Origin of the sequence: Planotetraspora kaengkrachanensis (genome assembly GCF_016862895.1) — a bacterium.
Taxonomy (GTDB): Bacteria; Actinomycetota; Actinomycetes; order Streptosporangiales; family Streptosporangiaceae; genus Planotetraspora; species Planotetraspora kaengkrachanensis.
In genome coordinates this window covers 24,097-47,356 of the sequence record NZ_BONV01000042.1, presented here as the reverse complement: position 1 = coordinate 47,356, position 23,260 = coordinate 24,097, and the positions used below count along the sequence as shown (strand labels likewise).

Below are 23,260 nucleotides of genomic sequence, written 5' to 3'. Positions count from 1 at the left end.
GGCATGCACGGCTACAGCGGCGACAAGCAGGCATACCTCGCGCGCCTTCGCCGGATCGAGGGGCAGATCCGCGGGTTGCAGCGGATGGTCGACGAGGACGCGTACTGCATCGACGTCCTCACCCAGGTGTCGGCGGCCACACGTGCGCTCCAGGCGGTCGCGCTCGGGCTGTTGGAAGACCACATCGGGCACTGCGTCGCCGACGCCGTCAGCACGGGCGGGCCGGAGGCGGAGGCCAAGGTCAAGGAAGCCTCTGCGGCTATCGCCCGGCTTGTACGGTCCTGAGGGTTATGCACCTTTTGGGTGTTTCTAACTAGTCCCGGACAAAAACCAGCCCGGACCCCTCAGGAGTCCGGACCGGTTCTGCTGAGAATCCCTTCAGCGGCTCGCCGAAGTCCGCAATCCGAGCGCGTTGTCGAGCTCCTCCAAGGTCAGTCGGTCATCGGTGAAGTTGACGGCCTCCAGCACCTCGGCGTACAGCGCGATCTCGTCCAACGCGACACGATCGTGGACCCGAGAGTCCAGGTCATCGTGCCCCACCGCGTCGTCCTTCCTTCCGCAGCCCACACCCACCACGAGGTTACGTCGGGGCTCCTTTCCGCGACATGGCCCATCGGGACCATTCCGCGACCCGATCGTGTCCCTCTCTGACCATTTCCCAGATAGCGAGATCACGATTCGGTGAAAAAGGCGGTGAGGTTGGGAAGAGATTGCTAAAGGAGTAGTAAGGATGACATATCCGAATTTGACGTTTGGTGTGACGCAACGCAACCACGGATACCGGTGGGATCGCCCCGAAATGCCGTGATCTTATTGCCAGGCCCTGTCGGGCAGCCGACCGTGATCATGCGGCGAACCGACGCTACCAGGTCCACCGGCCGGAAACGGATCATCGCGCTGGTGCATCAGGAACGGCACCACGGCCGAGGAGGCCGCGAAACCGCTCGAGGGCGGCGCCGTCCAGGTGAGCCGGCACCACGCCAGCCCCGTGGCGTAGGCGGCCCCCAGAAGGGCGGCGGCGGCTCGGCGGTCGGGCGGCACGAGCGCCGGGGGAAGCGCGCCGCGGGCGGGCCAGAAACCGCGGAGCGGATGGGACGGATCCGTGAGCGTCACATAGAGCTGGTGACGTGACTCCTCGTCCATCCACGCGTAGAGCAGGTTGACGGCGTCGGCGGCCGCCGGCGCCCCCGCGAAACGACCGTGGAGGTCGGCGGCGAGCAGGGCGGCGGCCGCCGCACGCGGGTCGGCGCCCCGGGCGGTGGTGAACGACAGGGACTCGACCAGGTCGTACAGGCTGTGCCGGAAGTGTTCGCCAGGCGAGGTCTCGGTGAGCGTGGCGCCGAGCAGTCGAGGCGGGCATCGCGACAACCACGCCTGCCGTACGGCGCCGCCCGCGAGGGCGTGGTGGTCGAGCCACGGCTGGGCCAGGATCGGCTCGGCCATCGCGATGAGGGCCTCGGCCCGGGGCCGGAACCGCGCGTCGGCGCGGAGGACGGCGGCCGTGTCCGTCATCAGCCGCACGAGGTGCAGCCCGGCCCGCGCGGCCCCCGCGGCCATGCGCTCGGCGTACAGCGCGACGAGCGCGTCCAGGGACGTCGGCGGCAGCCAGCGCACCCAGTCGTCCCCCGGAAGCGGCCGGGCCAGGAACTCGCCGAACATCGACAGCAGGATCTCGTTGCCGTCGAAGGCGGGGGCATAGGCGCACCACATGACCGTGCCCCAGACGGCCGCCACCGGACTGGTCACGTCCCGGGCGAACATCCCGTGGAAACCCTCGGGAGGCAGGGGGAAGTCGTCGCGGCGAAGACCCCGTTGCGCCTGCAGCATCGCCCGGATGCCCTCGGTGATCCCCTCGGGGACGTCCGGCCCCACGAAGGCCTGGGTGGATCCACGCTCGTACGCGAAGTCGGGCCCGGCGGGAAGCGGGAGCGGCGGGATCGCCGGGGGCGGCGGCACGACCCGGGCGGCCGACCGGACGCCGGTGTGCGACGGCGGCGCCGACAGATGCCAGCGGCCGTCGGCCGGGCCGAACCGGTGCCACCGCGCGTGGGCGCCGAACAGCCAGCGTGACCCGTCGGGGGTCTCGAGCATCCGCTGGGCCATCACCTGGGCGCGCACGACGGGGGGAAGCGTCATCCACCGGGGGTCGCCGACGAGAGCGCGGACATCCCGCTCCATCGCCGTGAACCCGTCCCATCGCACGCGGCAATGCTAGTTCCGGTCACCGACACCGGAGGCGGAAGCGCGATCTCGTGGACGGAGGTGGAACTTTCCGTGCCAGGAAAGGTGATGACCTGCGTGAACGCTGGCGAATGCCGCATAAGCTCGCAAACACGTGCCGTCGACCCTTGGCATGGACACTCCGGACGTATTCGATAGGTGGTCGTGACAGAGATCCACCAGCCCGTGGCCGCCGCGGATCCCGTGCGAGCGGAGGCGCCGCCGGGAACCCCGGCCCCGGACGCCCCGGCGCCGGCCGTCCCGCCCGCGACCGGTGACGCGACCGAAGCGAGTTCGGACCGACCCTGGTGGCTGGGCTCGCGGGCCGACCGCACGGCACTGCTGATCTGGCTCTTCTGGCACGTGGCGACGTACATCTACATGGTCCTCGCGGCTCCGGGGCGGACCGACGCCCCGCTGCTCGACCGCCTCACGCCCTGGGACTCCGACAACTTCATCGCGATCGCGCAGTACGGCTACGACGGGTCGCCGGGGATGCCGGACGCGCCCAAGCTGGCCGCGTTCTTCCCCGGGCTTCCGCTGTTCCTGCGCTACGTGCACGTGGTCGTCTCCGACTGGAGCCTCGCCATCGTGCTGGTGTCGTTCGTCGCGAGCGCGGTGGTGGCGGTCGCGCTGTCCCGGCTGAGCGAGTCGTTCAAGGAGGGCACCGGCACGTGGACCGTGCTGGCCTTCTTCCTCAGTCCGTTCGCCGTCTTCATGCTGGCGGGCTACTCGGAGGCGCCGTTCCTCGCGCTGGCGATCCCCGCCTGGCTGCTCGCGCGGCGGGGACGCTGGGAGGCGGCGGCGGTCTGCGCGGCCTTCGCCTCCTCGATCCGCGTCTCGGGCCTGTTCCTCCTCGCGGGACTGGTCGTGCAGTTCCTGGTCGCCGACAACGGCCTGCGGGGGAAGGGATGGCGGACCGCGCCGTGGCTGGCGCTTCCCGCGGTGCCCGTGCTGGCCTACATGGGCTATCTCTGGTCGCGTACGGGTGACCTGCTGGCGTGGAAGCACGCCGAGGCGGACTACTGGGGGCGCTTCGCCGAGTGGCCCTGGCAGGTCCTCGTCAACACCTGGAACCGGTCGCTCGAGGAGAGCGTCCTGCGCACGTCGTACCGCGAGGAGATCCTCGCGGCCCTCGTGCTGGCGGCGCTCGTCGTCTGGCAGGCCGTCAGACGACGGTGGGGGAACCTCGCCTACCTCGCGCCCCAGGCCGTCGCGCTGCTCGCGATGTCGTCGTTCTACATGTCGGTCGGCCGGGCGTCGTTGTTGTGGTGGCCGCTCTACTTGTCGATCGGCATCACCGGCGCGCGCAAGCCGTGGGTCTTCGTGGCGTACCTGGCTGTCGCCGCGCCCGTTATGGCAATCAATGTAGGAAATTTCACCACAGGCGCATGGGTTGGATGATCCAGATTCAGCTACTGTCACCGCCTATGGGGGGATTTGTCGCAAATGACCTCCTGAACGGATGCCCGCGAGGGCTCCCGGAATCGGGGGGTGTGGCGCGTGCGGAAAGCGGGATGGCGTCGGCGCGGCGCGGCACTGGTGGCGGCACCGGTCGTGCTGACGGCGGGGTTCACCGGTGCGTCGGCCGCGGATCGGCCGGGGCCGTACCGCGTCAACGTGCTGACCTACAACGTCTGCGCGGCGAACAACCGGGACGACACCTGCACGGAGAGCCTGCGTCCCGACCGCAGGCGCGCATGGGCGGGTGAGGTCGCCGAACTCGTCCGCCGGCGTGACATCGACGTCGCCTCGTTCACGGAGATGTGTTACGCGCAGGTCGACCTGCTCCAGCGGAAGCTGCCGGACTACCGGATCGTCTGGTTCGGGATCGACCGGGCGCACGCGCGCGACGGCAAGGGCGACAAGTGCCGCCGATTCTGGGGCGACCTCACGTCCCGGACGACGCCACCGGACAAGAAGACGTTCGGCCTGGCGCTGGCGCTCAAGGGGCCCGTCACCGGACGGCCGCTGCGGCGGATGCTCGCCGTGGACGCGGCAGCCGGCCCCGGCTCACGAGTCCATCCACGCGGCCTGCTGTGCGCACGGAGCATGGTGGGTCAACGCCGGTCGGTGAGCTGTGTGACGCACATCTCGGAGACCGAGTCGCCCCGCCAGGTGGAGGAACTGGTCGCGGCATACGCCGGAGGCAGTCCGGTGATCCTCGGCGGCGACTTCAACCGCAAGCCGGAGGACCCCCAGCTCTCCGCCGTGTACGGCAAGGGTCTCGGCACCGGGAGGTACACGGAGGTGGGGGCCGGGCCGTACCTGGCGCAGCGCCGGGGCGGCACCCCGACGACCCGGGGCGGCCGCAAGATCGACTATGTCTTCGCGACCGAGGCGGACTTCATGGCCGCGGGATCCGAGGTGGTCAGGACCGATCCCGAGCTCTCCGATCACCTGGTCCTGACCGGGACCTTCATCGGGAAAGCTCGGTCGCAGCGGCGTGCCGCCGGGCCTTCGCCTGGTAGTTAGCCGGTGTGCGGGCGAAGGACGCGCGGTCGTCGTCGGTGAGCTCGCGGACGATCCGGCCGGGCACGCCGGCCACCAGCACCCCGGCGGGGATCTTCGCGCCCGGGGTGACGACGGCGCCCGCCGCGACGAGCGAGCCCTCTCCGACGACGGCGCGGCCCAGCACGGTCGCGCCGATCCCGACCAGGGCGCCCGCGCCGATGTGCGCGCCGTGCACCATCGCCCGGTGCCCGAGGCTCACCCGGTCCTCGAGGATCGCGGGCTCTCCCGGGTCGGAGTGCAGGCAGCACAGGTCCTGGATGTTGCACTCCGCTCCGACCTCGATCCGCTCGTCGTCACCGCGAAGGACCGAGCCGTACCAGACGCTGGTCGCCCGGCCGAGCCGTACGCGCCCGACCACCACCGCCCCCGGCGCCACCCACGCGTCGGGGTGGATCATCGGCACGGCGTCGTCGTCCAGAGCTGCGATGTACGGCATGCGGGTCATGATTCCACGCGCTCCGCGGCCGCCTGAGGGCCGGTGTCCTGCAATTTTCCCCTGGGCGCTTGAGGCGTTCGGGTTGCGATGTCCGCCCGATAGCAGGAAAGTCGTGTCCTGACGTGCGTACCGTCTCTATCTTCGACCCCCAGGGCTTGTCATGACCAACCAGACCGAGAACTTCCCCGACCTTATGAGCGACGACTCCTTCGAGGTCGTCATGCGCGGATACAGTCGCAGGCAGGTCCACGACTACATGATCCGCACGCGCAACCAGATCCGGGACCTGGAGGAACGGCTCGCCCGCACCATCGACCAGGCCGAGCAGAGCCGCATCGAACTCGCCGACGCGCGCCGCAAGATGACCGAGGCGCCGCAGAACCCCGACGAACTGGGCGAGCGCCTGAGCCAGATCCTCAAGCTGGCCCATGAGGAGGCGGCGGCCAACAAGGAGGCGTCGGAGTCCGAGGCCGCCCGCATGCGCGACAACGCGGCGGCCGAGGCCGAGCGCCAGGTCATGATGGCGCGTGAGCAGGCCGAGTCGATCAGGTCCGCCGCCCAGGAGGAGGCCGAGCGGCGGGTGGCCGACGCGACCGCCGCCGCGGAGCGGCTGTTGTCGCAGGCCGGTTCCGACGCCGAGGAGACCCTGGGGACGGCCCGCGCCGAGGCGGAGGACACCCTGCGCTCGGCCCGCGCGGAGTCGGACCGGCAGCTGACCGCCGCGCGGCTGGAGTCGGAGCGCCAGGTGGCCGACGCCAACGCGGAGGCGAGCGCCTCCCTCGCCGCCGCCGAGAAGCGGGTCACCGCGCTCGACGAGCACACCGGCCGCAGAGTCGTCTACCTGACCGACACGCACACCGAGGTCATGCGCCGCCTCAACGAGATCGGATCGGTCCTCGGCGACCTGCTGCACCGCGAGGCGGCGGCGGGGCCGCTGATCGACGAGGCGGCGGTCGTTCCGCCCGCTCCCCAGTTCCGCGAGGCTCAGCAGGCCGAGCAGCCTGTCGCCGACGTCCCCGCCCAGCCGGAGTCCCAGGAGGACGCCGTGGCCGACATCGCCCCGGCTGACCAGGGCGATCTGGACGACCAGGGTGACGACGCGATCAGGTCCGGTGGCCGGGTCGAGGCCGAGGGCCTGGACGTCGCGACCGCTGACGAGGCCGGATACGCGGCAGGCCACACCCCGGCCCACGAGGGCGTCGACATGTTCCGCCCGGTTCGCCCGGTGGACCACTCCGCGGGTGACGCCAACGACGACATCCGGGTGATCGTGGACGACGTCCGCCACGCCGACCCCCTCGCCCCCGCGCCTATGGTCGTGGAGGTCGCGGAGTACACCGAGGTCGACTTCGGCCGGCTCCGTCAGTCGCACGAGGACCAGGGGCCGTTCCAGAACAGGTAGGAGTCGGACCCGTGAGGGCGCCGTTGTGATTGGCACCAGTGGCGACGCCCCCACGGGCGAACGAGCGGAAGCCTCCGCCCCCGATAGGGTCGGAGGCTTCCGCGCTCACGGATCGGCGAGCGTGGCACGTTCCTCTTGCTCACGCAGCTGACCGCGCAGCCCGTCGGGGTCGTCCGCGTCGATGGTCATCGCGCAGCCGGCCTCCCGCTGCTCCATGGTCAGCGGGTGATGCCGGGTGGCCCACCACCGGCCCGCATCACTCCGCCAGATCGTCCATTCCGGGAACTCCCGGGCAATCTCGGCGAGGTGTCGGTCAAAGGACATCCGTCCACCCTTCCCTCGCCGTGTCCGGTTGTTCTTGACGTCTCTTTCTCAAGGTGCGGGACATCTCTAGAGAAATCAATGATCGGGATGGACAGGTCAACCTTGCCCCTTGACCTACGCGTCGAAGTCGTACTGGAGTACATAGGACGCGGCGTCGAGTGTCATCTCATTGAGTTCGATCGGAATGCCTCCGGCCGCGTAGGCGACCCGGCTGATGATGATGACCGGGGTGCCCGCGGGCAGGCCGAGCAGGCTCGACTCCCCCGGCTGCGGCATGCGGGCGCGCACCTCCTCGGTGAAGTGCGCGGGGGAGTAGCCCAGGTCGCCGAGCCTCGCGTACACCCCGCCCGGCCCCGTGTCCGGCAGGGTCACCGCCGTCCCCTCGACGAGGTCGGCCGGAAAGTAGGAGACGGCCAACTGCACGGGCCGGCCGTCCACCGAATACCGGCGGCGGCGCACCCATGCCTGGTCGCAGTCGAGCACCCGGGCCACGTGTTCGCTCGCCGGGGTCCGCTCGATCCTTACCTCGTCAACTGTGTAGGAGCGGCCGCGAGTGTCGGAGTCCCAGACCGCCCGGCCTTGTCCCCACTGTTCCCTGGAGAGCCTCCGGGACCCGTGCCGCCTGATCGGGCGGAACAGGCGCACGTAGACTCCCGATCCTCTCCTCGGTACGGCCAGGCCCTCGTTGATGAGCACGGCGAGCGCCTGTCTCGCCGTCGCTCGCGCGATGCCGTACTCAGCCATGATCGCGTTTTCGCCCGGTAGTCGATCCCCATCACTCAAGTCGCCCGACAGGATCTGGTCGCGCAGCCGGTCGGCGATGCGGCGATAGATCGGGGGCTCGTGATGCACCGGGGACTCCGTCACGTTTGATCACCCTCTGTCACCAACGGGGGATTGGCGTCTACAGAGAACTTGCCCCGTCTTGTCCACGATCGCACAGAGTCTCTGGTTGGTCCCGTGCTTATTTTGAGCGGATCGTGCCCGTGTGGTGATCTCCGCGAGTTATAGCAGTCCGTAATCATGGAACGATCCCGGCCCGTATTTCACCGGCATGCCAACGCTGAGTCATTAACGCTGCGAATACGGTCCTCCCGAGACCGGGCGCGCCGTTCCTGGGCAGGTGGGCGCGGCGGGCCGTCCAGGGCGTACGGAAGTAACCCGAAGGTAAGGGTCCGAGGCCGCCCCCACCCGAGCTCATTTGTGAGCATATGAAGGTATTTGGGGACATAACGCGGTGAGCGAAGGAGCGACAGGTGGTCATCAGCCGTGCGGAGTGCGAGACCCTCGACGAGCAGGATCCCCTCAGAGACTTCCGGGACGAGTTCACGCTTCCGCCGGGGGTCGTCTACCTTCTGGGCAACTCGCTGGGGGCGCTTCCCCGGCGTACCGCCGCGCGCGTGGCGCACGCGGTGGAAAGCGAGTGGGGCCTCCACCTGGGAGCGAGCTGGAACACGGCGGGCTGGTGGGATCTGCCGCAGACGACGGGTGACAGAATCGCGCCGCTCATCGGCGCCGGGCCGGGCGAGGTGCTCGCGGGCGACTCCACGTCGGTGAACATCTTCAAGGCCGTCACCGCCGCGCTGCCCCTGCGCCCGGGCCGCAGGGTGATCATCTCCGACCTGGACAACTTCCCCACCGACCGTTACGTGGTCGAGGGCGCGGCCGCCGCGCTCGGCGACTACGAGATCCGCGACATCGGCACCGCGGACGGCGCGCTCCGCCTGGAGGAGGCTCTCGGCGACGACGTGGCGATGGTGCTGCTCTCACAGGTCGACTACCGCACCGGAGCGGCGCACGACGTCGACGCGGTGACCGCGCGGGTCCAGGCCGCCGGGGCGCTCATGGTCTGGGACCTGTGCCACAGCGCCGGGGCCCTCCCGGTCGACGTGAGCGGGGCGGACTTCGCGATCGGCTGCACGTACAAGTACCTCAACGGGGGTCCGGGCGCGCCCGCGTACATATATGTGGCCTCGCGTCACCACGAGCACGTCCGTAACGTCATATCCGGCTGGCACGGCCACGCGGCGCCGTTCGACTTCGAGCCGCACTACCGGCCCGCCGACGGGGTGCGCAGGTTCGCCTCCGGCAGCCCGCCCGTGCTGTCCTACACGGCGCTCAACGCCTCGCTCGACATCTGGGAGCGGGTGGACATGCGCGCGCTCCGCGCCAAGAGCGTGGCGTTGACGTCGTTGTTCATCGACCTGGTCGACGAACTGTGCCCGGGGCTCAGCCTGGCGAGCCCGCGTGACGCCGACCGGCGCGGCAGCCAGGTGAGCTACCGCCATCCCGACGGCTACCCGGTGGCCCGGGCGCTCGTGGACCGGGGAGTGATCGGGGACTACCGCGAACCCGACATCGTCCGGTTCGGCTTCGCCCCGCTGTACGTCCGCCACGTCGACGCGTACGACGCCGCGACGACGTTCGCCGAGGTGCTGGGCAAGGAGTTGTGGCGGGACGAGCAGTACCAGCGGCGGCTGACCGTCACCTGACCGGCTCGCCGCCCCGTGTGGGCGGCGGCCGGGCCGTCAGCGGCGTTTGGCGAGGTCGGCCACGATCTCGCCGGCCAGCGCGACGCACTTGTCGCAGATGCGGCCGGCCTCGCCGTGGACCATGTGGACCCGTGGTCCGGGACGCTGCCGGCAGAACGAGCACGCCGCGTCGCGCTTCTTGCGGCGGTTCTCCAGCGTCTTGCCGGCGAAGGGCGGGGTGAAGCGTTTGCGCGCGGCCTGCCGGGAGAAACCGAATCGTTCCCCGATCGCGGTCCAGGACGCTCCCGCGTCCCGGGCTTCGCGCACCGCGAGGTCGAGAACGGCGTCGGCGTCGTCGCTGAGTTCGGTGCTGAGCGAGATCGCGGACGAGAGGATCTCCAGCGGGTCGTCCGGATCGGAAGAGCGTGAGCGGGCTCGCGCCAGCAAATCAGGGGGCTCCATTCCGACAACCTTAGGTTGCCCAAGGAAGATCATCAAGTGCGGCCGGTCCGGCCGGTACGGCCCGGCCGTAGCCTGGCGGCGTGAGGATGTCGGCGGACCTGGCGCGTGAGCTCTTCGCCGCCGCCCGGGTGGCCAGGCTCGCGACGGCCGCCGCGGCCGGGGCGGACGCAGCGGTGCCGAGGCTCGTGCCGGTGACCTTCGCCGTGGCCGGCGACGTGGTGGTGACCGCCGTGGATCACAAGCCGAAGTCGACCACCGATCTGCGCCGTCTCCACGACATCTCCGCCAATCCCCGGGTCTGCCTCCTGGCCGATCACTACGAGGACGACTGGGAGCGGTTGTGGTGGGCCAGGGCGGACGGGACCGCCCGTGTCGTCGGACACGGCCCGGAGCGCGACCGCGCCGTGGAGTCGCTGGTGGCGAAGTACGCCCAGTACGCCGACCGTCCACCGGAGGGGCCCGCCGTCCTCGTCGAGGTCGCGCGGTGGTCCGGCTGGGCGTACTCGGATCACCTCTGACGGGTCGGCGTACGTCGTCAGCCCCGGCGCCCACGCGTGTCCGGAACTCTGGGACGCTGAACTGGTGATATGGGGAAATAGGCGACACATCACACCGGACGCGGAGAAGCCGGCCGATCGGCGTGAGCCGTACGGCAGGCCGCTGCGCCTCAGAGTGCTGGGGGCCATCGTGGGCGTGGCCACGCTCTCCGTCGCGCTGTTCGCCATCCCCCTCGCGATCTCCATGGAGCGGCTCTACCACGACGACATGGCGGCGTCGCTGGACCGAAACGCCACCTGGATCGCCGCCGTCGCCCACGAGGACGTCGTGCGGGGCGGCGTGGTCCGCGTCCCGCTTCCTCGGGGCGTGCCGTCGACGCTGACCGTCGGCTTCTTCGCCACGGGCGGGGCCAAGCTTTCCGGCGAGGGGCCGGCCACGTCGCGGATCGCGGCCGACGCCCGCGACGGCCACGTCCATGAAGGCTTCGAGCATGACTTCCTCGTGGTGGCCGCGCCCTTCCCGTCCGACAAGAAGCTCGCCGGGTCCGTCCGGGTGGCCGTTCCTTACGGGGTCGTGCGCGACCGGCTGTACCGCGCCTGGCTCGCCATGGCCGGGCTCGCCGTCGTCGTGATCGGGCTGGCGGCGGTCTTCGCGTTACGGCAGTCCGCCCGGCTGTCCGCGCCGCTGGAGCACCTGACGAAGTCGGCGCAGGCTCTCGGCTCGGGCGACTTCTCCATCCGGGCGCCGCGGTCCGACGTGCGCGAGGCCGACGCCGCCGGGCTCGCGCTCGAGGCGACCGCACGGCGGCTGGGCGACGTGCTCGACCGGGAGCGGGCGTTCAGCGTCGACGTGTCCCATCAGCTCCGCACGCAGCTCACCGGCATGCTGCTCGGCCTGGAGTCGGCGCTGCACCGCCACGACGCCGACCTCTCCGGCGCCATCCGCACGGCGGTCGAGCGCGGCGAGCGGTTGCAGACCACGATCGAGGACCTCGTGCGGCTCACCCGTGGCGGGCACAGCAGCGGGCTGGAACCGTTCGACGTGGGCGCCCTGGTGGAGGAGATCGGCGCGGACCGCCGCGCGGCTCTGGCCGAGGCGGGGCGCGGCCTGACGGTGTCCGTGCCCGACGAGCTGCCCGGGGTCGCCGCGTCGCTTGCCGCCGTGCGGCAGATCCTCCATGTGCTGCTGGACAACGCCGCCATCCACGGCAGAGGCGAGATCGCCGTCCAGGTGTCCGACCTCGGCGACGGGGTCGCCGTCGAGGTGTCCGACCAGGGCCCTGGCGTCCCGGAGGGGACCGACGTGTTCGCGCGCCGGGCGGGGGACGGCCACGGGATCGGCCTCGCGCTGGCACGGTCGCTCGCGGAGGCCGAAGGCGGCCGTCTCATCCTCAGGCGGGCCTGTCCGCCCGTGTTCAGCCTGCTGCTGCCGGCCAGATGATCAGAGGTCGGTCTCGTACCGGTAGCCGCGTCCCCTGAGGGTGGTGATCCGGCGGGGGTCCTCGCCCTCCTCCGTGAGCTTGCGGCGCAGGGCGAAGACGTGGACGTCGAGCGTCTTGGTGGGGCCGAACCAGTTGGCGTCCCACACCTCCTCCATGAGCTGCTCCCGGGTCACGACCTCGCCAGCCCGGCGTACGAGAACCGAGAGCAGGTCGAACTCCTTGGGACGCAGCATGACCTCCGTGCCGGCGACGAACGCCCGCCGGGCCGCGGTGTCCAGGCGGACCCGGCCCACCGACATGCTGCGCGGGTCGGCGGGAACGGTCTGCCTGCGCAGGTGCGCCCGCAGCCGGGCCTGCAACTCGGTCAGCCGGAACGGCTTGGTGAGGTAGTCGTCGGCTCCCGCGTCGAGCGCCACCACGACCTCGAACTCCTGGGTGCGCGCGGTCAGCACCACGATCACGGCGTACGGCATGGCGCTGCGGAGCCGGCGGCACAGGGAGACGCCGTCCACGTCGGGCAGGCCCAGGTCGAGCAGCACGAGGTCGGGCGCCGCGCGCAGCGCCAGATCGAGCGCGGTCTCGCCGTCGGCGGCCAGCGCCGTCCGGTATCCGTAGTCGGACAGCGCGTCCGCCAGTTCGGAACCGATCGCCGGATCGTCCTCCACGACCAGCACGTTGGTCATGCCGTCGATGGTAGGGGAGACGGGTGTCAGGTCTCCTTCGGCGGGTAGGGGCTACGGCCCTCCTTGATCGCCGCCACCATCCGGGCGGTGAAGTCCTGCGTCGCGCTGTGGAGCCCGTGCCCGAAGCTCACCCGGGCCACCCCGAGATCAGCGAGCCTGGCGATGCTCGGCACGCCGGGCCGGAAAAGCACGTTGACCGGGCCGCCGAGTTCCTCCACGAGCGTCCGGATCATGCCGGGGTCGGTGACGAAGATGGGGTACACGCAGTCGGCTCCGGCGGCCAGATAGCGGCGGCCACGCTCGATGGCGTCGGCGAGCCGCTCCTCCGGCGTCCCGGACCCGTTGAGGAAGCTGTCCACCCGCGCGTTGACGACCAGGTCGGAATCGGCACCCCTCGCCGCGCCGCGGACGGCGGCGACGAGGTCGGCCTGCTCGCCGATGTCGATCATGGCGCCCGTGACGGGATCGGAGTCCTCGATGTTGCAGCCGACCGCCTCCGTCGCGCACAGCCGCTCGACCAGTTCGGCGGGCGGCGCCCCGTAGCCGCGTTCGACGTCGGCGGTCACCGGGACGCCGACGGCCGACGCGATGCGGGCGATCGCGGCCATCATTTCGCCGATCGGGGTGCCCTCGCCGTCCGCGTAGCCGAGCACCGGGGCGATCGCCGCGCTGCCGGTGGCGACCACGGGGAACCCGGCCGACTCGACGATGCGCGCCGACGCCGCGTCCCAGATGTTCGGGAGGACGAGCGGGTCGCCAGGAACATGCAGGGCCCGCAGTCTCGCCGCCTTCTCGGCTCTCGTCATGCTCATCGTGCCAGTGCCCTCCGTACGTCCCGTGTGCCCCGTCTGCCCGGAACACCACCTTACGGACGGCGGCGGAGGCGCGAACAAGCGGCCGTCCGGCCGCGGGAGGGCGCGGGAGGGACTCGCGGCGTTCATTGGGAATTAGGAGATGATCAGCGGTGGTTGCAGAGTCTTGAGGCGGTGTCGGTGCCATGCCGGCCCCTGGCGTGATGAGCCGAGGCGGATCCGGGGCCCGACTCGGCGAGACTTTCAGTAAGGAGACGTGATGACCACAACTGGTCAGGCAGAGGCGGAGCCGGCGGCCCGGCCCAAGGTCGATTTCTATTTCGACCCGATCTGCCCGTTCGCGTGGATCAGTTCCCGGTGGATCCTCGAGGTCGAGAAGCAGCGGGACATCGACCTTCGGTTCCGGGTGATGAGCCTGTCGGTTCTCAACGAGAACAAGGAAGATCTTTCCCAGTCGTACCGTGACCTGCTCGACAAGGGCTGGGGACCGGTGCGGGTGTGCATCGCCGCCGCGGAGCGGCACGGTGAGGAGGTGCTGCGGGACCTCTACACGGCCCTGGGCACCCGGATCCACAACCAGGGGAACAAGGACTTCGCACTCGTCGCCAAGGAGGCGCTGGCCGAGGTCGGCCTGCCCGTGGAACTGGCCGACGCGGCCGGCAGCCCGGACTACGACGAGGCACTGCGCCGCAGCCACCACGAGGGCATGGACCCGGTCGGCGAGGACGTCGGCACGCCCACCATCCACGTCGACGGCGTGGCGTTCTTCGGGCCGGTGCTGAACCGCATTCCCCGCGGTGAGGACGCCCTGAACGTCTTCGACGGCGCGTACGCGCTCGCCAGGTATCCGTACTTCTTCGAGCTGAAGCGCACCCGCACGGGCGGACTCGACTTCAGCTGACGAACTCCGCCGCCGCGGGGCCGGGAAAGCCCCGCGGCGGCGCTCATCCGCCCGCGACGGGAGACTGCGACGATGACCGGCCCGACGGAAGACGAAGGTCCCGCACCGGACACCGGCCTGCTGTCCCCCGTGCGGGCGGGCGGCGCGGCCGAGCGGGCCACCGACGACCGGGCCTGGCTCCGGGCGTTGCTGGACGCCGAGGCCGCCCTGGTCCGGGCTCAGGCCCGCCTCGGTGCGGCCCCGGCCGCCGCGGCGGAGACCGTCACGAAGGTGGCCGCCGGGGTGGCGATCGATCCGGCGCGCCTGGCCGTACGCTCCCGCGAGTCGGGGAACCCGGTCGTCGCGCTGGTCGAGGACCTGACCGCCGCGGTCGCCGCGGTGGACGCCGGCGCCGCCGACCACGTCCACCGAGGGTCCACGAGCCAGGACATGATGGACACCGCGGCGATGTTGGTCGCCGCCCGGACCCTCGCGCTGATCCAGGCCGACCTCGGCCGGACGGCCTCCGCGCTCGCCCGGCTCGCGGCGGACCATCGCGACACGGTCATGGTGGGCCGGACGCTCACCCAGCACGCGGTTCCCAGCACGTTCGGGCTGAAAGCGGCCGGGTGGCTGCATTCCGTCGTGGCCGCGGGCGAGCGGCTGCGCCGCGTGCGCGCGGACCTTCCGGCCCAACTCGGCGGGGCGGCCGGCACGCTCTCCGCCTACCGGGAGTACGCGGGGATCGCCGGGGTGCCGGATCCGGACGCCTATCCCGAGCGCCTGATGGCGGCCTTCGCCGCGGAGGTGGGGCTGGAGGCCCCGGTGCTGCCCTGGCACACGTCGCGGATCCCGATCGCCGACCTCGCGGGGGTGCTCACCCTCACCTCCGGGGTGCTCGGGAAGATCGCGGTCGACGTTCAGGTGTTGTCGAGGACCGAGATAGCGGAGGTCGCGGAGCCGTCCGCGGCCGGCCGGGGCGGTTCGTCGGCGATGCCGCACAAGCGCAATCCCGTCCTCGCGACGCTGATCCGCTCGGCGGCGATCCAGATGCCGATGCTGGCGGCGACCCTGGGGCAGTGCATGCTCGCCGAGGACGAGCGGCCCGCGGGCGCCTGGCAGGCCGAATGGCAGCCGCTGCGGGAGTGCCTGCGCCTCCTCGGCGGGGCCGCCGAGGCGACGGCCGAGCTCGCGGAGGGGCTCCAGGTGTTCCCCGACCGCATGCGGGCCAACCTGGAGCTCACCGGAAGCCTGACCGTCACCGAGCGCGTCGCGGCCGTCCTGGCCCCGATCCTGGGCAAGGCCGCGGCCAAGCGCCTCGTCGGCCTGGCCGCCGCGGACGCCGTGGCGACGGGGCGGCCGATCGCCGATCTGCTGGCGGAGATTCCCGCGGTTTCCGAGCGTCTGACCAGGGAGGACATCGCCGATCTTGTGGATCCCGCGGCTTACACTGGGGTCGCAGGGACGCTCGTGGACCGCGCGCTGCGGGCTCATGAGCCGGGTGACGGGTGAGGAGCTCCATGGCCGGTCGCATTCTTCCTTTCGGGATGGCGCTGCCCGTCATCCAGTCGCCGATGGCCGGGGGCCCGTCCACACCCGCCCTCGCCGCGACGGTGTCGGCCGCGGGCGGCCTGGGATTCCTGGCGGCCGGATCCCGTACGGCCTCCGCTGTGCGCGATGAGATCGCGGAGGTCCGCGCGCGGACGGATGCGCCCTTCGGCGTGAACGTCTTCGTGCCCGGACCCGACCCGGCCCGTGCGGGGTTCACCGAGGTCGAGGCGGATCTCGCGTGTTACCGGGAGGAGTTGGTGGCGGAGGCGGAGCGGTACGGCGTGGACCTGCCGGAGACCGTCCCCTGGGATGACGACCAGTGGGAGGCGAAGATCGACCTTCTCGTGTCAGAGAGGGTTCCGGTCGTCAGCTTCATGTTCGGCTGCCCGTCGCCTGAGATCGTCTCCCGCCTGCACGGTGCGGGAAGCACCGTGGTCGTCACCGTCAACACCCCGGCAGAGGCCGTCGCCGCCGCCGAGACCGGGGCGGACGCGCTGTCGGTGCAGGGGCCGGGCGCGGGAGGCCATCAGGCGGACTTCCTGCCGTCGGACTGGTCTCCGCCGTCAGGACTGCCCGAGCTCGTGGCCGAGATCCGCGGAGTCGTCGACCTTCCGATGGCGGCGGCGGGCGGGCTCATGGACGGGCGGGACATCGCGGCCGTCCTCCGGGCGGGAGCCGTCGCCGCGCAGCTCGGCACCGCGTTCCTGCGCACGACGGAGAGCGGGGCGCACCCGGTGCACAAGGCGGCGCTGGCCGACCCCGCCTTCACGGAGACCGCCTTCACCCGCGCGTTCACCGGACGCCGGGCCCGTGGCCTGGCCAATCGCTTCATGGCCGAGCACGAGGGATCGGCGCCGCACCTGTATCCCCAGGTGAACAGGCTGACGGCGGGCCTGCGCCAGGCCGCGGCCGCTCAGGGCGATCCGCACGGGATGTCGTTGTGGGCCGGTGTCGGCTTCCGCCGCGCGCGTGATCTTCCAGCCGCCCAGGTGGTGGCGTCGCTCGCCGAGGAGACCAGGGCCGCCCTGGGCTGAGGGGCGGTGCCGCGAAACCTCCGGGGCTCTCCGGGGACGGGTGACACGCCTGCGGCCTGGGGGCCGACCTTCAGAGAGTGATCCAGTAGCGGCGCTTGACGCCCGCCTCGGTGGTCCGCACGTCCTCCAGGACCCCGCCGTTGCGTTCGATGGTGAGCGCCGAGGCGGTGTTGTCGGTGTCGCACGTGACCAGGACCCGGTCAAGACCGCGCGCACGGGCCAGGGGCAGGACCTCGCCCAGCGCCCACGTGGCCAGGCCGCGCCTCCTGGCCGACGGCCGGATGCTGTAGCCGATGTGCCCGCCGAGCTCGAGCAGAACGGCGTTCAGGTAGTGGCGCAGATCGATGGCTCCCAGATAGGTGTCATGATCGGCGATCCAGTAGTAGGTGACGTGAACGCGTCCAGGCTCGACCGGGATCGACTCGTCCGAAGCCCGGAGAAGCCGGTCGACCCAGGTCGAGAAGCTCTCGGGGCCGTCCACGTCGTCATCGGGGGCGAGGTAGAGCCCGGCCCCGTCCTGGTGGGCGCCTGGATGCCACTCGTCGCGCGCCGCCAGCCATGATTTGTGCAGTCGCGCCGTCGGGGTGATCAGTTCGGGCATGAGGGCGACATTAACACCCCTGATATGGAGTTTTGTGAGGGGAAACCCGGATGCGGGCCGTGGTTCGAAGTCGTATAGTCCGATTCCGTGATATCCGAAAGCGTTGAAACGTCGATGGTGTTGTCTCTGCAGCGGGCCACCCATCGCACCTTGCACGCTCTGGCCACCGCGCTCGCCGATCTCGATCTGACGGCGTCCGAGATCAACGCGCTCGCGAATCTCGCCGACGGGCGGGCGCGCAACGTCCGGGCGCTCAGCGCCGACACCGGCACCCGGGCGACCACGTTGACCGGCGTCCTGGACCGGCTGGAACGGCGAGGCCTGCTCACCCGCGAACTCGACCCGGACGACCGCCGCTCGTTCCGCCTCGCCCTGACCGACTCCGGCCGGGACGTCGCCGCCAGGGTGCGCGCCGCCGTCTCCGACCTCGAAGCCCGCGCGCTCGCCGGGCTCTCCCCCCGGCAACTGTCCGGCTACCACGCGGTCGTCGCCGCGCTCCAGGAGGTCTCCTGATGGACCACGGACACGATCCCTCGCTGAGTGAGATCCTTTCCTTCGTCGTCGGCCCCGACGGCGCCTTCGGGCACCGGCAGCACGTCCACCTCGCCTTCGTCGCCGTACGCCGCTACGGAATGCCCGAGGCCGCGGAGAAGGTCTGCGACTGGCTCCGGCGGATCACCGCGTACGAGAAGGCGCCGCAGAAGTACCACCACACGGTCTCGCGGGCCTGGGTGGAACTGGTCGCCCACCATGTGGCCGCCGAACCCGACGGCACGGAGTTCGAGGTCTTCGTACGGCGGAATCCGGCGTTGCTGGACAAGCGACTGCTCGCCAGGCACTACCGGTCCACCACCCTTGCGGCCGGCGAGGCCCGGCGTGGCTGGGTGGAGCCTGACGTGGCCCCGTTCCCCTGGGCGGCCTGACCTGCGCTTCTCGGCCTGGGGGCCTGGCCTGGTTGGCTGGGCCTGGCCGTCTCACCTGGGCCGTCTTACCTGGGATCCCCGGATCGGCCGGCCGGTTAACGAGCAGCCAAGTGGGGCAAATCACGCATCATGGCGGACGGTGGGTGGATCTCCCGCTGGCCGGTGTTCCGGCAGCTCCAGGGTGAGGACGGCAGGCGCGACGCCGCGCGCTCGGCGCGGACCGACGCCCTTCGGCCGCGCACCGAGCAGGCCGACACGGTCGCAAGGTCGGTGTGCCCCTACTGCGCGGTCGGCTGCGGCCAGCTCGTCTACGTCAAGGACGGCAAGGTCACCCAGATCGAGGGAGATCCCGACTCGCCGATCTCGCGCGGACGTCTGTGCCCCAAGGGATCGGCGAGCAAGCAGCTCGTGACCCACCCCGGGCGTCGGACCGAGGTTCTCTACCGCCGGCCGTACGGCACCGAGTGGGAGCGGCTCGACCTCGAGACCGCGATGGACATGATCGCCGACAGGGTCGTCCGCACCCGGCGGGAGACCTGGCAGCAGACGCACGAAGGCAAGGAGGTACGCCGGACGACGGGCATCGCCGGCCTGGGCGGGGCGACGCTCGACAACGAAGAGAACTACCTGATGAAGAAGCTGTACACCGCCCTGGGCGCCATCCAGGTCGAGAACCAGGCGCGCATATGACACTCCTCCACCGTCCCCGGTCTGGGGACCAGCTTCGGACGCGGCGGCGCCACCTCCTTCCAGCAGGACCTGGCGGGAGCTGACTGCATCGTCATCCAGGGGTCCAACATGGCCGAATGCCATCCGGTGGGCTTCCAGTGGGTGATGGAGGCACGGCTTCGCGGCGCGAAGGTCTTCCACATCGATCCGCGTTTCTCGCGGACGAGCGCGGTCGCCGACAGGTATCTGCCGATCCGGGCGGGGACCGACATCGTGCTGCTCGGGGCGCTGATCAACCACGTGCTGAGCAACGAGCTCTACTTCCGCGATTACGTGCTGGCCTACACCAACGCGGCCACCCTGGTGTCGGAGCGGTTCCAGGACACCGAGGACCTGGACGGCCTGTTCTCGGGCTTCGACCCGGAGACCCGCCGGTACGACCCGTCGAGCTGGGCCTACGAGGGCGACGAGGAGGCCACGACGGACGAGATGCGAGAGGGCGGCGCCACCCATGCCGAGGCCGCCGGATCCGACTCGTACGGCGCCCGCGGCGCCGGGGCGTCCGCCAGGCCGCCCACCGACCCGACGCTGCGGCACCCCCGCTGCGTCCTTCAGGTCCTGAAACGCCATTTCGCCCGCTACACGCCGGAGATGGTCGACGAGCTGTGCGGGATCGCGCCGGAGGACTTCGCCGAGCTCGCCGAGGCGATCACCGCCAACTCCGGGCGCGAGCGGACCACCGCGTGGGTCTACTCGGTCGGGTGGACGCAGCACTCGGTCGGCGTGCAGTACATCAGGGCGTCGGCCATCCTCCAGCTCCTGCTCGGCAACATGGGCCGCCCCGGCGGCGGGATCATGGCCCTGCGCGGCCATGCCAGCATCCAGGGCTCCACCGACATCCCGACGCTGTTCAACCTGCTGCCCGGATACCTCGCGATGCCGCACGCGCACCGGCATGAGGATCTGGCCGACTACCTCGAAAGGGAGGGCGCGGGCACCGGCTACTGGGGGAACAGGCGCTCCTACCTGGTCAGCCTGTTGAAGGCGTGGTGGGGCGACGCGGCCACCGAGGACAACGACTTCTGCTTCGACTACCTGCCCCGGCTCACCGGCGACCACGGGCACTACACGACGGTGATGGGGCAGATCGACGGGACCGTCAAGGGCTACTTCGTCATCGGCGAGAACCCCGCGGTCGGCTCGGCGAACGGCAGGGCGCAGCGTATGGGCCTGGCCAACCTCGACTGGCTCGTGGTGCGCGACCTGACCCTGGTGGAGACGGCCACGTTCTGGAAGGACGGCCCCGAGCTGGAGACCGGCGAAATGCGCACCGGGGACATCGCCACCGAGGTCTTCTTCCTGCCCGCCGCCAGCCATGTGGAGAAGGAGGGCACGTTCACCAACACCCAGCGGCTCCTCCAGTGGCGGGAGAAGGCGCTCGATCCGCCCGGGGACTGCCGCAGCGACCTGTGGTTCTACTACCACCTCGGCAAGCGGATCAGGCGGAGACTGGGCGACGACGAGATCGATCGGCCGATGACCGAGCTGACCTGGGACTATCCCGAAGAGGGCCAATATCGCGAGCCGTCGGCGGAGGCCGTCCTCCGGGAGATCAACGGCACCGGGCCGGACGGGCGCGCGCTGTCGTCCTATCGCGAACTCGCGCCCGACGGGTCGACGCGGTGCGGCTGCTGGATCTACTGCGGCGTCTACGCCGACGAGGTCAACCAGGCGGCCCGCCGCATGCCGGGGAACCGGCAGTCGTGGGTCGCGCCGGAGTGGGGCTGGGCGTGGCCGGCCAACCGCCGCATCCTCTACAACCGGGCCTCGGCCGACCCGGACGGCCGGCCGTGGAGTGAGCGCAAGGCGTACGTCTGGTGGGACGCCGACAGGGGTGAGTGGACCGGCCACGACGTCCCCGACTTCGACCTGCGCAAACCGCCGGACTACCAGCCGCCGGAAGGCGCCCGCGCCGAGGCCGCGCTGTCCGGGACCGACCCGTTCATCATGCAGTCGGACGGCAAGGGCTGGCTGTACGTGCCGTCCGGGCTGTCCGACGGGCCGATGCCCGCGCACTACGAGCCGCACGAGTCTCCCGTGCTCAACACCCTGTACGGCAGGCAGGCCAACCCGACGCGGCGGATCTACGACAGGCCGGAGAACCCGTACAACCCGCCGGGGGCGGCGCGCTTCCCCTACGTGTTCACGACCTCCCGGCTCACCGAGCACCACACGGCCGGCGGAATGAGCCGGACGCTCGCGTACCTCGCCGAGTTGCAGCCGGAACTGTTCTGCGAGGTGTCGCCGCAGCTCGCGGCCGAGGTGGGACTGGTCAACGGGGGCTGGGCGACCATCGTGACCAGCCGCACGGCGATCGAGTGCCGCGTGCTGGTGACGGATCGGGTCAGGCCGCTGCGGGTGCAGCGGCAGATCATCCACCAGGTCGTCGTGCCGTACCACTGGGGCCACGAGGGGCTGGTGACGGGAGACGTCGTCAACGACCTGCTGCCGGTCGTGCTCGACCCGAACGTCTACATCCAGGAGAGCAAGGTGTGCACCTGCGCCGTCCTGCCGGGCAGGCGGCCGCGGGGGCAGGCGCTGCTCGACCTGATCGAGGAGTACCGCCATGGCTGAACGCGTCGGATTCTTCACCGATTCATCCGTCTGCATCGGTTGCAAGGCCTGCGAGGTCGCGTGCAAGGAGTGGAACGGCGTCCCCGACGACGGGTTCGTCTTCCGCGCGACCTCCTACGACAACACCGGGGGGCTCGGCGCCGACACCTGGCGGCACGTGGCGTTCATCGAGCAGGACGGCCGGTGGCTCATGTCGTCGGACGTGTGCAAGCACTGCACGAACGCGGCCTGCCTGGACGTGTGCCCGACGGGGGCGCTGTTCCGCACCGAGTTCGACACGGTGGTGGTGCAGCCGGACATCTGCAACGGGTGCGGATACTGCGTGCCCGCCTGCCCGTTCGGCGTGATCGAACGCCGGGAGCGCGACGGCCGGGCCTGGAAGTGCACCATGTGCTACGACCGGCTGCGCGGCGGGCTCGAGCCCGCCTGCGCGAAGGCGTGCCCGACGGACTCGATCCAGTTCGGGCCGCTCGACGAGTTGCGTGAGCGGGCGGCGGCCCGCCTCGAACGGCTGCACGCGGACGGCGTGGACGAGGCCCGGCTGTACGGCGACGACCCCGGCGACGGCGTGGGCGGCGCGGGGGCGTTCTTCCTGCTGCTGGACGAACCGGAGACCTACGGCCTGCCGCCTGCTCCGGTGGTCACGACACGTGACCTGCCGCAGATGTGGTGGTGGGCGGGCGGAGCGGCGGTCGCCCTGGTCGGCGCCGTGGCGGCGTGCTTCGCGGGGAGCCGTCGATGAGGGCGCGGCGGGGCGGCGACTCCGCGGCGACGGTCCCCGAGGCCGAGCTCCGGTCGTACTACGGGCAGCCGGTGCTCAAGCCTCCGATCTGGCACGTGCCCCACATGCCGGTCTACCTCTATCTGGGCGGGCTGTCGGGCGCCTCCTCGGTGATCGCCGCCGCGGCGCGCCTGTCCGGGCACGACCGGCTGGCCCTCGCCGCCCGGGTGACGGCCTTCGCGGGAGCGGGCCTGGGCTCCGGGTTCCTTGTGGCCGAGCTCGGCAGGCCGGAGCGCTTCCTCAACATGCTGCGCGTCTTCAAGGTCACCTCTCCGATGAGCGTCGGTTCCTGGACCCTCGCCGCGCACAGTGGTCTCACGGCGGCCGGAGTCGCCTCGGCGGTCACCGGCCTCCTCCCCGTCGCCGGGGACGCGGCCGTCATGGCGAGCGCGCTGACCGGCCCCGTCATGGCCACCTACACCGGAGTGCTCCTCGCGGACACCGCCGTGCCCGCCTGGCATGCCGCCAGGCGCGAGTTGCCCTTCCTGTTCGCGGGCAGTGCGCTGGCGAGCGCGGGCGCCGTCGGCATGCTGACGACCCCCCGCGCCGAGGCCGCGCCGGCCAGGGCAGCTGCGGCCCTGGGGGCCGTCATGGAGACCACCGCGGCGGCCGTCATCGAACGCCGTCTCGGGCTCGAGGGCGAGCCGTACCAGCAGGGGAGGGCGGGCCTGCTCATGAAGACGTCACGCGCCCTGATCCTGGCGGGCGGGCTGCTGGCCACGGTCGCCGGGCGCAGCCGGGCGCTCACCGCCGCCTCCGGCCTCGCCCTCACGGCGGGTGCGCTGTGCACCCGGTTCGGCATGCTGGAGGCCGGCAAGGCGTCGGCTCTGGACCCGAAGTACACCGTGGTGCCCCAGCGGGAGCGGGCCGGCGGCAGAAGGCTCACCGTCGTCCCCGACCGGGACGACGGCCCGCATGCGTAGG

General features: G+C 71.1%; 24 protein-coding genes. 15 read left to right on the top strand and 9 right to left on the bottom strand.

Annotated elements, in window-relative coordinates:
* Positions 1 to 3: 3 nt before the first annotated feature.
* Positions 4 to 285, top strand: a complete 282-nt coding sequence (locus Pka01_RS33355) for a metal-sensitive transcriptional regulator (RefSeq protein WP_203886944.1) — start codon at positions 4 to 6, stop codon at positions 283 to 285.
* Between the two features lie 93 nt (positions 286 to 378).
* On the opposite strand, the gene Pka01_RS33350 is transcribed toward Pka01_RS33355, so the two are convergent.
* Both Pka01_RS33350 and Pka01_RS33345 read right to left on the bottom strand, forming a co-directional pair.
* On the bottom strand, positions 379 to 540 hold the full coding sequence (locus Pka01_RS33350; RefSeq protein ID WP_169806330.1) for a hypothetical protein: 162 nt from the start codon (positions 538 to 540) through the stop codon (positions 379 to 381).
* A gap of 270 nt (positions 541 to 810) precedes the next feature.
* The gene (locus Pka01_RS33345; RefSeq protein WP_203886943.1) at positions 811 to 2,202 is read right to left on the bottom strand and encodes a hypothetical protein; all 1,392 of its coding nucleotides are present in this window, start codon (positions 2,200 to 2,202) and stop codon (positions 811 to 813) included.
* A 183-nt stretch (positions 2,203 to 2,385) separates the two neighbouring features.
* On the opposite strand from Pka01_RS33345, the gene Pka01_RS33340 reads away from it, so the two are divergent.
* Both Pka01_RS33340 and Pka01_RS33335 read left to right on the top strand, forming a co-directional pair.
* Positions 2,386 to 3,624: a mannosyltransferase family protein gene (locus Pka01_RS33340; protein WP_203886942.1), complete on the top strand. Its 1,239-nt coding sequence runs from the start codon at positions 2,386 to 2,388 to the stop codon at positions 3,622 to 3,624.
* Between the two features lie 99 nt (positions 3,625 to 3,723).
* Complete coding sequence (locus Pka01_RS33335; protein WP_203886941.1) at positions 3,724 to 4,695, top strand: endonuclease/exonuclease/phosphatase family protein; 972 nt, start codon at positions 3,724 to 3,726, stop codon at positions 4,693 to 4,695.
* Here the strand turns inward: Pka01_RS33335 and Pka01_RS33330 are convergent.
* A complete protein-coding gene (locus Pka01_RS33330; protein ID WP_239115760.1) occupies positions 4,640 to 5,170 on the bottom strand; it encodes a gamma carbonic anhydrase family protein in 531 nt (176 codons plus the stop codon). The genes Pka01_RS33335 and Pka01_RS33330 overlap by 56 nt on opposite strands.
* Before the next feature lie 160 nt (positions 5,171 to 5,330).
* Between Pka01_RS33330 and Pka01_RS33325 the strand changes: the two genes are divergently transcribed.
* Positions 5,331 to 6,572, top strand: a complete 1,242-nt coding sequence (locus tag Pka01_RS33325; RefSeq protein ID WP_203886939.1) for a coiled-coil domain-containing protein — start codon at positions 5,331 to 5,333, stop codon at positions 6,570 to 6,572.
* 105 nt (positions 6,573 to 6,677) lie between these two features.
* On the opposite strand, the gene Pka01_RS33320 is transcribed toward Pka01_RS33325, so the two are convergent.
* On the bottom strand, positions 6,678 to 6,896 hold the full coding sequence (locus tag Pka01_RS33320) for a hypothetical protein (protein ID WP_203886938.1): 219 nt from the start codon (positions 6,894 to 6,896) through the stop codon (positions 6,678 to 6,680).
* Between the two features lie 114 nt (positions 6,897 to 7,010).
* Positions 7,011 to 7,763 carry a GntR family transcriptional regulator gene (locus Pka01_RS33315; RefSeq protein ID WP_203886937.1) on the bottom strand — a complete coding sequence of 251 codons (753 nt, stop codon included), beginning with the start codon at positions 7,761 to 7,763 and terminating at the stop codon, positions 7,011 to 7,013.
* 389 nt (positions 7,764 to 8,152) lie between these two features.
* Here Pka01_RS33315 and kynU point away from each other — a divergent pair, with 389 nt between their 5' ends.
* Positions 8,153 to 9,388: a kynureninase gene (kynU, locus tag Pka01_RS33310; RefSeq protein WP_203886936.1), complete on the top strand. Its 1,236-nt coding sequence runs from the start codon at positions 8,153 to 8,155 to the stop codon at positions 9,386 to 9,388.
* A gap of 36 nt (positions 9,389 to 9,424) precedes the next feature.
* On the opposite strand, the gene Pka01_RS33305 is transcribed toward kynU, so the two are convergent.
* Positions 9,425 to 9,829, bottom strand: a complete 405-nt coding sequence (locus tag Pka01_RS33305) for a ClpX C4-type zinc finger protein (RefSeq protein WP_203886935.1) — start codon at positions 9,827 to 9,829, stop codon at positions 9,425 to 9,427.
* Positions 9,830 to 9,915: 86 nt separating this feature from the next.
* Between Pka01_RS33305 and Pka01_RS33300 the strand changes: the two genes are divergently transcribed.
* Both Pka01_RS33300 and Pka01_RS33295 read left to right on the top strand, forming a co-directional pair.
* The gene (locus Pka01_RS33300; protein ID WP_203887009.1) at positions 9,916 to 10,347 is read left to right on the top strand and encodes a TIGR03668 family PPOX class F420-dependent oxidoreductase; all 432 of its coding nucleotides are present in this window, start codon (positions 9,916 to 9,918) and stop codon (positions 10,345 to 10,347) included.
* A 64-nt stretch (positions 10,348 to 10,411) separates the two neighbouring features.
* On the top strand, positions 10,412 to 11,767 hold the full coding sequence (locus tag Pka01_RS33295) for a HAMP domain-containing sensor histidine kinase (protein ID WP_239115758.1): 1,356 nt from the start codon (positions 10,412 to 10,414) through the stop codon (positions 11,765 to 11,767).
* Here the strand turns inward: Pka01_RS33295 and Pka01_RS33290 are convergent, their stop codons facing one another.
* Both Pka01_RS33290 and Pka01_RS33285 read right to left on the bottom strand, forming a co-directional pair.
* A complete protein-coding gene (locus Pka01_RS33290; protein WP_203886934.1) occupies positions 11,768 to 12,451 on the bottom strand; it encodes a response regulator transcription factor in 684 nt (227 codons plus the stop codon).
* A 26-nt stretch (positions 12,452 to 12,477) separates the two neighbouring features.
* Positions 12,478 to 13,263, bottom strand: a complete 786-nt coding sequence (locus Pka01_RS33285) for an isocitrate lyase/PEP mutase family protein (protein WP_239115756.1) — start codon at positions 13,261 to 13,263, stop codon at positions 12,478 to 12,480.
* Positions 13,264 to 13,522: 259 nt separating this feature from the next.
* On the opposite strand from Pka01_RS33285, the gene Pka01_RS33280 reads away from it, so the two are divergent.
* The 3 genes from Pka01_RS33280 (at position 13,523) to Pka01_RS33270 (ending at position 16,728) form a co-directional block, all read left to right on the top strand.
* Complete coding sequence (locus Pka01_RS33280) at positions 13,523 to 14,164, top strand: mycothiol-dependent nitroreductase Rv2466c family protein (protein WP_203886933.1); 642 nt, start codon at positions 13,523 to 13,525, stop codon at positions 14,162 to 14,164.
* A gap of 72 nt (positions 14,165 to 14,236) precedes the next feature.
* Positions 14,237 to 15,655, top strand: coding sequence for a nitrosuccinate lyase (locus Pka01_RS33275; RefSeq protein ID WP_203886932.1), 1,419 nt, complete (start codon positions 14,237 to 14,239; stop codon positions 15,653 to 15,655).
* Between the two features lie 8 nt (positions 15,656 to 15,663).
* Positions 15,664 to 16,728 (top strand): NAD(P)H-dependent flavin oxidoreductase, encoded by a 1,065-nt coding sequence (locus tag Pka01_RS33270; protein WP_239115747.1) that lies wholly within the window; start codon positions 15,664 to 15,666, stop codon positions 16,726 to 16,728.
* Positions 16,729 to 16,798: 70 nt separating this feature from the next.
* Here Pka01_RS33270 and Pka01_RS33265 read toward each other — a convergent pair whose 3' ends face one another.
* Positions 16,799 to 17,329 (bottom strand): GNAT family N-acetyltransferase, encoded by a 531-nt coding sequence (locus Pka01_RS33265; RefSeq protein ID WP_203886931.1) that lies wholly within the window; start codon positions 17,327 to 17,329, stop codon positions 16,799 to 16,801.
* 87 nt (positions 17,330 to 17,416) lie between these two features.
* On the opposite strand from Pka01_RS33265, the gene Pka01_RS33260 reads away from it, so the two are divergent.
* The 5 genes from Pka01_RS33260 to nrfD all read left to right on the top strand — a co-directional run bounded on the left by Pka01_RS33260 (position 17,417) and on the right by nrfD (position 23,259).
* A complete protein-coding gene (locus tag Pka01_RS33260) occupies positions 17,417 to 17,842 on the top strand; it encodes a MarR family winged helix-turn-helix transcriptional regulator (protein ID WP_203886930.1) in 426 nt (141 codons plus the stop codon).
* Positions 17,842 to 18,252: a hypothetical protein gene (locus Pka01_RS33255; RefSeq protein WP_203886929.1), complete on the top strand. Its 411-nt coding sequence runs from the start codon at positions 17,842 to 17,844 to the stop codon at positions 18,250 to 18,252. The genes Pka01_RS33260 and Pka01_RS33255 overlap by 1 nt, the downstream gene beginning before the upstream one ends.
* A gap of 129 nt (positions 18,253 to 18,381) precedes the next feature.
* Positions 18,382 to 21,555: a formate dehydrogenase gene (fdh, locus tag Pka01_RS33250; RefSeq protein WP_203886928.1), complete on the top strand. Its 3,174-nt coding sequence runs from the start codon at positions 18,382 to 18,384 to the stop codon at positions 21,553 to 21,555.
* Complete coding sequence (locus Pka01_RS33245; RefSeq protein WP_203886927.1) at positions 21,548 to 22,297, top strand: 4Fe-4S dicluster domain-containing protein; 750 nt, start codon at positions 21,548 to 21,550, stop codon at positions 22,295 to 22,297. The genes fdh and Pka01_RS33245 overlap by 8 nt, the downstream gene beginning before the upstream one ends.
* Positions 22,294 to 23,259, top strand: coding sequence for an NrfD/PsrC family molybdoenzyme membrane anchor subunit (nrfD, locus tag Pka01_RS33240; protein ID WP_203886926.1), 966 nt, complete (start codon positions 22,294 to 22,296; stop codon positions 23,257 to 23,259). Before Pka01_RS33245 ends, nrfD begins: the two co-directional genes overlap by 4 nt.
* Position 23,260: the final 1 nt, after the last annotated feature.

Bases quoted from the DNA above. Each gene is read 5' to 3' on its own strand.
- Pka01_RS33355 (WP_203886944.1), top strand. From the start codon at position 4: ATGCACGGCTACAGCGGCGACAAGCAGGCATACCTCGCGCGCCTTCGC.
- Pka01_RS33330 (WP_239115760.1), bottom strand. From the start codon at position 5,170: ATGCCGTACATCGCAGCTCTGGACGACGACGCCGTGCCGATGATCCAC.
- Pka01_RS33325 (WP_203886939.1), top strand. From the start codon at position 5,331: ATGACCAACCAGACCGAGAACTTCCCCGACCTTATGAGCGACGACTCC.
- Pka01_RS33320 (WP_203886938.1), bottom strand. From the start codon at position 6,896: ATGTCCTTTGACCGACACCTCGCCGAGATTGCCCGGGAGTTCCCGGAA.
- Pka01_RS33305 (WP_203886935.1), bottom strand. From the start codon at position 9,829: ATGGAGCCCCCTGATTTGCTGGCGCGAGCCCGCTCACGCTCTTCCGAT.
- Pka01_RS33300 (WP_203887009.1), top strand. From the start codon at position 9,916: ATGTCGGCGGACCTGGCGCGTGAGCTCTTCGCCGCCGCCCGGGTGGCC.
- Pka01_RS33290 (WP_203886934.1), bottom strand. From the start codon at position 12,451: ATGACCAACGTGCTGGTCGTGGAGGACGATCCGGCGATCGGTTCCGAA.
- Pka01_RS33285 (WP_239115756.1), bottom strand. From the start codon at position 13,263: ATGAGCATGACGAGAGCCGAGAAGGCGGCGAGACTGCGGGCCCTGCAT.
- Pka01_RS33280 (WP_203886933.1), top strand. From the start codon at position 13,523: ATGACCACAACTGGTCAGGCAGAGGCGGAGCCGGCGGCCCGGCCCAAG.
- Pka01_RS33275 (WP_203886932.1), top strand. From the start codon at position 14,237: ATGACCGGCCCGACGGAAGACGAAGGTCCCGCACCGGACACCGGCCTG.
- Pka01_RS33270 (WP_239115747.1), top strand. From the start codon at position 15,664: ATGGCCGGTCGCATTCTTCCTTTCGGGATGGCGCTGCCCGTCATCCAG.
- Pka01_RS33265 (WP_203886931.1), bottom strand. From the start codon at position 17,329: ATGCCCGAACTGATCACCCCGACGGCGCGACTGCACAAATCATGGCTG.
- Pka01_RS33255 (WP_203886929.1), top strand. From the start codon at position 17,842: ATGGACCACGGACACGATCCCTCGCTGAGTGAGATCCTTTCCTTCGTC.
- Pka01_RS33245 (WP_203886927.1), top strand. From the start codon at position 21,548: ATGGCTGAACGCGTCGGATTCTTCACCGATTCATCCGTCTGCATCGGT.
- nrfD (WP_203886926.1), top strand. From the start codon at position 22,294: ATGAGGGCGCGGCGGGGCGGCGACTCCGCGGCGACGGTCCCCGAGGCC.